The organism is Piscinibacter defluvii, assembly GCF_004011805.1.
GTDB classification, from domain to species: domain Bacteria; phylum Pseudomonadota; class Gammaproteobacteria; order Burkholderiales; family Burkholderiaceae_C; genus Piscinibacter; species Piscinibacter defluvii.
In genome coordinates, this window is the sequence record NZ_RCHJ01000054.1 from 1 (window position 1) to 7,678 (window position 7,678).

General features: G+C 61.1%; 7 protein-coding genes. All 7 read left to right on the forward strand.

Annotation, left to right across the window (positions count from 1 at the left end):
• Positions 1-761: hypothetical protein (locus D9C15_RS33800; RefSeq protein WP_205854964.1), on the forward strand; the 761-nt coding region annotated here is incomplete at its 5' end.
• Positions 762-2,146: 1,385 nt separating this feature from the next.
• Entirely contained in the window at positions 2,147-2,461 is a 315-nt protein-coding gene (locus tag D9C15_RS32200) for a type II toxin-antitoxin system RelE/ParE family toxin (protein WP_128003548.1), read from the forward strand.
• Positions 2,451-2,732, forward strand: coding sequence for a helix-turn-helix domain-containing protein (locus tag D9C15_RS32205; protein ID WP_128003549.1), 282 nt, complete (start codon positions 2,451-2,453; stop codon positions 2,730-2,732). Before D9C15_RS32200 ends, D9C15_RS32205 begins: the two co-directional genes overlap by 11 nt.
• A 735-nt stretch (positions 2,733-3,467) precedes the next feature.
• Positions 3,468-3,866, forward strand: coding sequence for a hypothetical protein (locus tag D9C15_RS32210; RefSeq protein WP_128003550.1), 399 nt, complete (start codon positions 3,468-3,470; stop codon positions 3,864-3,866).
• Positions 3,867-4,090: 224 nt separating this feature from the next.
• On the forward strand, positions 4,091-4,582 hold the full coding sequence (locus tag D9C15_RS34640) for a DUF1203 domain-containing protein (RefSeq protein WP_128003551.1): 492 nt from the start codon (positions 4,091-4,093) through the stop codon (positions 4,580-4,582).
• 128 nt (positions 4,583-4,710) lie between these two features.
• A complete protein-coding gene (locus tag D9C15_RS32220) occupies positions 4,711-5,157 on the forward strand; it encodes a hypothetical protein (RefSeq protein WP_128003552.1) in 447 nt (148 codons plus the stop codon).
• A gap of 206 nt (positions 5,158-5,363) precedes the next feature.
• Positions 5,364-5,711 carry a GFA family protein gene (locus D9C15_RS32225; protein ID WP_128003553.1) on the forward strand — a complete coding sequence of 116 codons (348 nt, stop codon included), beginning with the start codon at positions 5,364-5,366 and terminating at the stop codon, positions 5,709-5,711.
• Positions 5,712-7,678: the final 1,967 nt, after the last annotated feature.

A 7,678-nucleotide genomic window follows, 5' to 3' on the forward strand; every position in this document is an offset into this window, starting at 1 on the left:
TCATCCGTCCCGCGGGCCAAGCACCAAACCGGCGGGTCCGCTCAGCTCAAACGTTAGGCCTCAAAGTGGGAACAGAGCATCACTTTGCTGCTGTAGTCGAAGCCGCGTCAGCGACGGTATCTGCCGACGCCACTGTTGTCTCGAACTTTGCATGGCAGCACATGCGTGCGGCATCAATCTTCGTTGGTCACGCACTGCAGGTGGAGCAAAGGTACGGCGAAGCCCTGTACGGGACAGCGCTTGAGGAACTCCGCTCTTACGTAAGTGGGGCGGTCATGTCCGCTGCGGCCTCCCACGAAGCGTTGAAAAATGAGTTCTACCTCGCACCGTCAACTGGTCTGCGAGGGCGCATAGCCAACTTCGAAGCGGAGTTCTGGGCCAAAGGCGGCATCGAACGCAAGCCCATACTCGTCAAGTACCAGCACGCGCTTGAGCTACTTGGTCTTCCGCGCATACCGGAGGACGATGAGTCGCTGATACAGGCTGACGCCCTGGTCGGGCTACGCAACTCACTAGTTCACTTCAAGCCGCTCTGGGACTCCGAGCGTCCCAACGCGCAAGACTTGCGACAGAGGCTGAATGGAGCGTTCAATCTCAGTCGATGGGCGACGCCAGACGACGATTTCGTTGCGAAGCAGTGCATGAGCGCAGATTGCGCACGCTGGGCAGTGGCTTCGGCACTCGCGTTCATGTGGGCCTTCAATGAACGAGCCCATCTGGACAACGACAAGATGGCTGGCTTCCGGAGCATTGAGGCCTAACCCTTCGCTCGAGCGGATGGCCACCGGCAAGGCACTTGGGCCGCGAGGCGGTCAGTGTCATCATCCGCCTCGCGGCCCAAGCGCCTCGCCGGCGTCCACCGCTCAACTCGAACGTTAGGCCTCACGAAATGCGCTCGTTGCCGAATCCAATGTTTCGGCCACCTCGCTCCTTGGTAGCGTGCAGCTTAGCCACAACTCCATTGCTCGTTGCCCTCGTCACTGCCTGCGCGCCACTTTCGCAGTCTGTGCAATCCATTGATGGGGCTAACCCAGAGGCTGGCGGTTCAGTCGCTCGTATCGCGATCGACACAACGCATCCAGTTCTGCTGCGCGCAGTCGACGGAACATTCCTGGCGACAGCCCAGGTCTCCAGTTCGTTGCGCTCCTTCGCGTACGTGCTTCATCCCGGCACCCACGTCCTATGGGTCAGCAGCGCGCCGTATGGGCTTCCACTGGTCCCGCAGCGCATCAAGTGCTACGTCCTCAACGTGAGGCTGTCAGCCGGTTCGTCCTACACGTTACGCTTTGACGTTCCGACCCAAGCCCCTGTCCTAGCCCACGCAGCGAGCTCCGAGCCGGAGGCAGTCGGGGCCCTGGTTGACGAGCCACTCGTTCTCGAACGAGCTTGCAGATGGAGGTGAGGCCTAACCCTTCGCTCGAGAGGGACCTCCACCGGCAAAGCACTTGGCCCGCGAGGCGCTGCGGTCCATCATCCGCCTCGCGGGCCAAGCGCCTTCCCGGTTTCGGCCCCTCAGCTCAAACGTTAGGCCTCACGATCCAACTTCCGGGCGCTACTCGCACGAGTCCAAAACAAGAAGAGTCATCCACTCGGTCTCACCTTTACTCGCCTACTGCCCCCTCGAAGATGAATCGATGGAACATCCCCGGGTGGCTAGAAGCCGAAGTCGTTAAGCGCGATCTCGCCTGCGTGTACTGCGGCGTTGAGTTCGTGGCTGGGCCCGTCACAAGAGGTCGCCGCCCGTCGTGGGAGCACATCATTAACGACGCCCGCATCGTCACGCGCGAAAACATCGCCCGATGCTGCATCTCCTGCAACGCAAGCAAAGGGGCGAAGGAACTGGTCGTCTGGCTCAGGTCGAAGTACTGCCTGACTCGCGGCATCAGCGAGGACACCGTTTCCCAGGTTATTCGCGATGCACTGCTTCGTTCTGGCGAGCCAAGCCAGAGTGAGGCCTAACCCTTCGCTCGAGAGGGACCTCCGCCGGCAAGGCACTTGGCCCGCGAGGCGCTCACTGTCATCATCCGCCTCGCGGGCCAAGTGCCTTCCCGGCTACGGCCCCTCAGCTCAAACGTTAGGCGTCACACGCACAAGGTGTCGCAATGAGGCATTGCCGGCAATACGGCAATGCCGTATACTCCGCTCCGTGCGCACAGTTGCCGAGACGCCGATCTTCGTCAAGTACGCCAGCGACACATGGTCAGACGCTGAGCGAGTCGAGTTCATCAACTGGATCGCGGCGAACCCAACCGCTGGCGACCTCATTCCCGGTAGCGGCGGCTGTCGCAAGGTCCGTTGGGCCGCAAGCGGTAGGGGTAAGCGCGGCGGCGCGCGGGTTATCTACTTCCTTGAACACGAACACACGGTCTGGCTGCTCATCGTCTACACCAAGGCGAAGTTCGACAACCTGCCCAGTGAGTTCCTGGCCGAGTTGAAGCGAGGAGTCGAAGATGCCCTCTGAAGTTGCCAAGTTCCAGAAGGACCTTCTGGCGTCGGTGAAGCAAATGCGCCGCGGTCAAGCAGCGCGGGTTACCAAGGTCGCCTTGCCCGCAGCTGCAGAGGCTCGCGCGCTCGTCGGCCTGTCTCAGCAGGAGTTCGCTTCGCTGTTGGGTGTGTCTGCGAGAACGCTTCAAGACTGGGAGCAAGGTCGCCGCGAGCCAACGGGTGCAGCCAAGACTCTGCTGCGAGTAGCGGTTTCGCACCCCGACATCTTGCGTGAGCTGCAGAGCTGACGCCTAACCCTTCGCTGGAGGCGACAGCCACCGGCTTGACGCTTGGCCCGCGAACCCGGCGTTCTTATCATCGGGCTCGCGGGCCAAGCGCCAATCCGGCGTCTGCGCCTCAGCTCAAACGTTAGGCGTCACATGCCATCGCACAAGCGCCTTAGCAGCGTATGTCACAGCATCGCCCACCACGCGGCCAGTTCCCTTTCGTACCTACATCCTCACCTGGGTCAGGCGGCTGAGGTCGCCGGCAGTACATCCATCGAAGTGGATCTACTGTCGCCGCAATCATTCCCCGCTGAGACTCGCGTGTCGGAGCCGCTCAAGCTCGCAGGCGCGGCGCTTCAGGTGAGGTTCGAGGAGATGCTCAAGGCCGAAGGCTTCGCCGTACCCGACCTCCAAGTCGGCCGTCTCTGCTTAGAGTTCCAACCGGACTTCCGAGACTACTGGCCAGTTCGAGTTGGTGCAGTATTGCGCTCTGCCGTCGGCCGAACATACATCCACGCAGTGAATCAACTCGGAGAGCCTGTATCTCCGCGCAGCGAATGGGCAGACGCGTTGTCAACGAGTCGGTGACGCCTAACCCTTCGCTGGAGCCGACTCGCACCGGCATGGCACTTGGCCCGCGAGCCCGTGGTTCTTATCATCGGCCTCGCGGGCCAAGCGCCACACCGGCGCTCGCGGCTCAGCTCAAACGTTAGGCCTGGGCACGACGCTCCGCTTCTCCTCTGCGACCGAACACTGATGTCCACAATCCTTTCGCTCTTGCCACTCGCGTTGTTGTTTGTCTTCTATGCGCTGTTCGTCAAGTTGGGCGCAAAGCTGTACAAGAGATCGCAACTTCCCTGGAAGCACGCGTTTGCCTTTGGTGCCATTGCCATCCTAGTTGGTGGCGTCGGCGCCCTGCTGAACTTCGCCACTGGATCCAACCTCGGACCCGTGCTGGCCGTTGTTCTCGGGCTCGTCATTCAACTTGCTCTCGGGGGTTGGTACCTCGGCCCTCGAACCATTGCACCTTCTGGTCAAGCAATCGAGTTCAAAGGTGGCGTGGCTGTCGCGGCGATTGCCTACGCACTCGTCTTCCTCCTTGGGGTCGTCGCAGCGGTCCTTGTGCCTCTCCTCGCCGGCAAGAGCCAGGCCTAACCCTTCGCTGGAGGCGACCCTCCACGGCTTGGCACTTGGGCCGCGAGCCCGTGTTGCCTATCATCGGTCTCGCGGCCCAAGCGCCAACCCGCGGCGGTCGCCTCAGCTCAAACGTTAGGCCTCGCGGAAACCACTCCGCGCCGGTCCAAGCAGCGTGTCCGAATATGGCGAGCAGCGCACTCCGCGCCGTGTGACTATGGCGTACCGCGCCACCAGGACCGCTCATGCCTTCGTTTCGCCTGTTTGGTCTCTCCGCCAAGCCCTTCGCACACCTCTCCGAACTCACTGCCGACGAGCTTGCCGCTCACGGGGTACTCCGAGTCACAGCTGTGAGCAGCCCGGGCTACCCTTGCCGAGTCAGCCTTACCGATGCGCAAGTCGGAGAGGAGTTGTTCCTTCTCTCCTACACACACCATCCCGTCGATTCACCGTACCGCTCGTCTGGGCCCATCTACGTGCGCGTCCATGCTGAGGAGTGTCGTCTTGCGCCTGGGGAGGTACCTCCGTACGTTCAGACCCGCCTCATGTCACTTCGCGCTTACGATGCCCGGCACATGATGGTCGGCGCGACGGTGTGCCCCGGCGAGGAGGTTTCAGCGGCCCTCGAACGCCTCTTCGAGCAGCCAGAAGTCCGGTATGTGCAGTTGCACAACGCCAAACCGGGTTGTTTCTCTTGCGAGGCCCGGCGCGTAGAGTCAACCGCGAGCGAGGCCTAACCCTTCGCTCGAGGCGACCCTCCACGGCTTGGCACTTGGGCCGCGAGCCGGCCAGTGTCATCATCCGCCTCGCGGCCCAAGCGCCAATCCGCGGCGGTCGCCTCAGCTCAAACGTTAGGCCGCAGAACATGAGTCACGCAGACCTCGCAGCGCTCTTCTCCCAGCTTGCCGATGAGGAGCTATCCGCTCGCATCGCCTCGGGAGGACTGACAGAAGAGGCTAATGGCTTGGCCGCAGCCGAACTTAGATCACGTGGGCTTCCGGTTCCTGAAACCACTCCTGAACTCGTGATCGCAAACGACGAGTACCTCGGTGACATGATCTTCCTTGAGCGGAGCCTAGACCCGACCGAAGCCCACCTGCTATGTTCTTGTCTTAGGTCTGCGGGCATTCACGCCACCGCCGGAGACACCAATATCGTTCAGGCGCACTCGCTCCTGGCCATTGCGGTTGGTGGAGCAGGCGTTCGTGTCCCGAGTACGCAACTGCTCGAGGCCCGAGAGATCGTAGCCGCATTTCGCCGAGGAGAGTTCGAACTTGGCGACGACTTCGATCCCAACGAGACTGCGGCCTAACCCTTCGCTCGAGGCGACCCTCCACGGCTTGGCACTTGGGCCGCGAACCCGTGGTGCATATCATCGGGCTCGCGGCCCAAGCGCCAACCCGCGGCGGTCGCCTCAGCTCAAACGTTAGGCCTCGCGGGAAGCAAGAGCGCGGGTCTCGTGGCACGATGGGAACACCATCTGCTAAGTTTCAGGAGTTGCTCGTGGGCTCTCGCCCGATGCAGAAGTACCAAGGGTCTTGTCATTGCGGCGCTGTGCGCTTCGAGGTTGAGACGGACTTCCCTGAACTGACCATGTGCGACTGCTCGATCTGCAAGCGCAAGAACGCACTCATGGTCAAGGTGCACGAGAGCCAGTTCAAACTGCTGGCCGGCGAAGAGTCACTCACCGAGTACCAGTTCCACACGAAAACCGCTCGGCACTACTTCTGCAAGGTCTGCGGCATCTATCCGTTTCACCGAAAGCGCGTCACCCCTGACAACCTGGGAATCAATGTGCACTGCCTCGTAGGCTTCTCGCCTGAGGGCATTCCGTTACGCCAGGCCGTCGGGGCCGCAATGCCCTAGCCTTTCCCATCCCTGCGAGTCGCGAGCGAGGCCTAACCCTTCGCTCGAGAGGGACCTCCACCGGCAAGGCACTTGGCCCGCGAGGCGCTGGTTCTTATCATCCGCCTCGCGGGCAAAGCGCCTTCCCGGCTCCGGCCCCTCAGCTCAAACGTTAGGCGTCGAATCACCTGCCCCGCATACTCGGCGGCACAAGATGTGCTATTGCGCTGTCGACTCCGATAGCCTAGACTAATCTTCGTGCAACTACGGAGAAGGTAGTCATGAATCCGACTCGAACCCTTTCGGATCAAACGCCCTCGGAACGCACGTACTCGACACTCATTCGCGTTGATCGCGCACTTCAGCTACTGGGAATGATGGGCTCCACCCCGCACTTCATGAGTCGCTCGCGAGCCAACGAGCGGGTGCGCCGAGCGGTAGCTCGAATCCACCGCCGCGAAGCCGAGTTCCAGGCCGCTATGCTTGACTGTCCTCGCCCGTTTTCGAAGGGCTAACTATGCAAGTCATCAAGGTTCAGTAGCCCCAGGCTCGAGTCGGGAAGCACTGGTCATCTACCTTTCGGGAGGTCATCGCGATCATCGCGAACCTTCCCGAAGGCGCGACGACGCCTAACCCTTCGCTCGAGGCGACCCTCCACGGCTTGGCACTTGGGTCGCGAGCCGTTGTGGTTCATCATCCGTCTCGCGGCCCAAGTGCCAATCCGCGGCGGTCGCCTCAGCTCAAACGTTAGGCGTCGCAACTTGGAGGGAGCGACTATGGATGTCAGTGAAACTGGGCCGGTCTACGTGCTCGTTTGTCACTCCTCGAAACTCTGCCCTTCGTGCGCTAGGCCACTGAATCCAGTGGATGACAGCGATGACGTTGAACTCACAATTCGAGCGGTCACGGTCGAACCTGGAGCGTTCAATCTCCAAGGCCACGGTCGATTCGCAAGTGGCTTCTGCGCGACCTGCGGCCGTCAGATGAGCGCTATCGAAGCGCAAATACCCATTCACTGCTCCGGTCTAAAGTGCAGCAAGTGTGGACGACCCGATGAACTCAAGGTGCAAGTCCGCAAGCTTGACACTACAAGTCACCGGTTCGAGTTTGAGGCGACTCTTGAGTGCCAGAAGTGCCAACGCCGCAATCGCTTGACCGCGGTTCTCTATCGACTCTCCAAGTTGCTGAGCATTGAGATTGGACTCACAGGGATAACACTCAAGGCAAAAGGAGAGGAAGCCAAAAGGTAGATGGAAGGCACCTGCGTCTGCTAGTCCAACGCGCTACGCCTAACCCTTCGCTCGAGCGGACCTCCGCCGGCAAAGCCGCTTGGCCCGCGCACCGGCTAGTGTCATCATCCGTCGCGCGGGCCAAGCGCCTTCCCGGCTACGGCCCCTCAGCTCAAACGTTAGGCGTCGAAGTCTTCGCCTAGCACCTGGCCCGCAACTCAAGGAGATCTGGTGAAGTCGCTCTCAGTCGTGCTAGCGGCAGCCGTGCTTTCATCTGGCTGCGCAACTCCATATGTCCCGCCGACCGAAGGCCCACGAGCTACGCTAGTTGCCAAGCTCGGAACGAATAACTTGGCGGCTGGTGGCTCCCAGTCTGTCACTACATTCAAGGACGAGAGCTGTGATACGAAGCTCGCCTTCATTGGCGCGTTTAGCTGGGCCTCTAAGGAGCCGAAGACACAGATTGTCCCGGCGGAGTCTCGCGTATACGTTCGAGCTAGTACGGTCGGGATGCGCGGTGGCTTCATGGTAGCGTGCATCAACGTGGTTAGCTTCGTTCCACGCGATGGAGCGACATATGAAATCAGCCACGACCTTCCTTCGAACCAATGTAGTGTTCAGCTTATCGATGCTTCACTTGGCACGTCACCGACTTCTATGCTCCCTCACGAAGCCACATTCAAGTGCCGAGTCAACTGAGACGACGCCTAACCCTTCGCTCGAGGCGACCCTCCACGGCTTGGCACTTGGGCCGCGAGC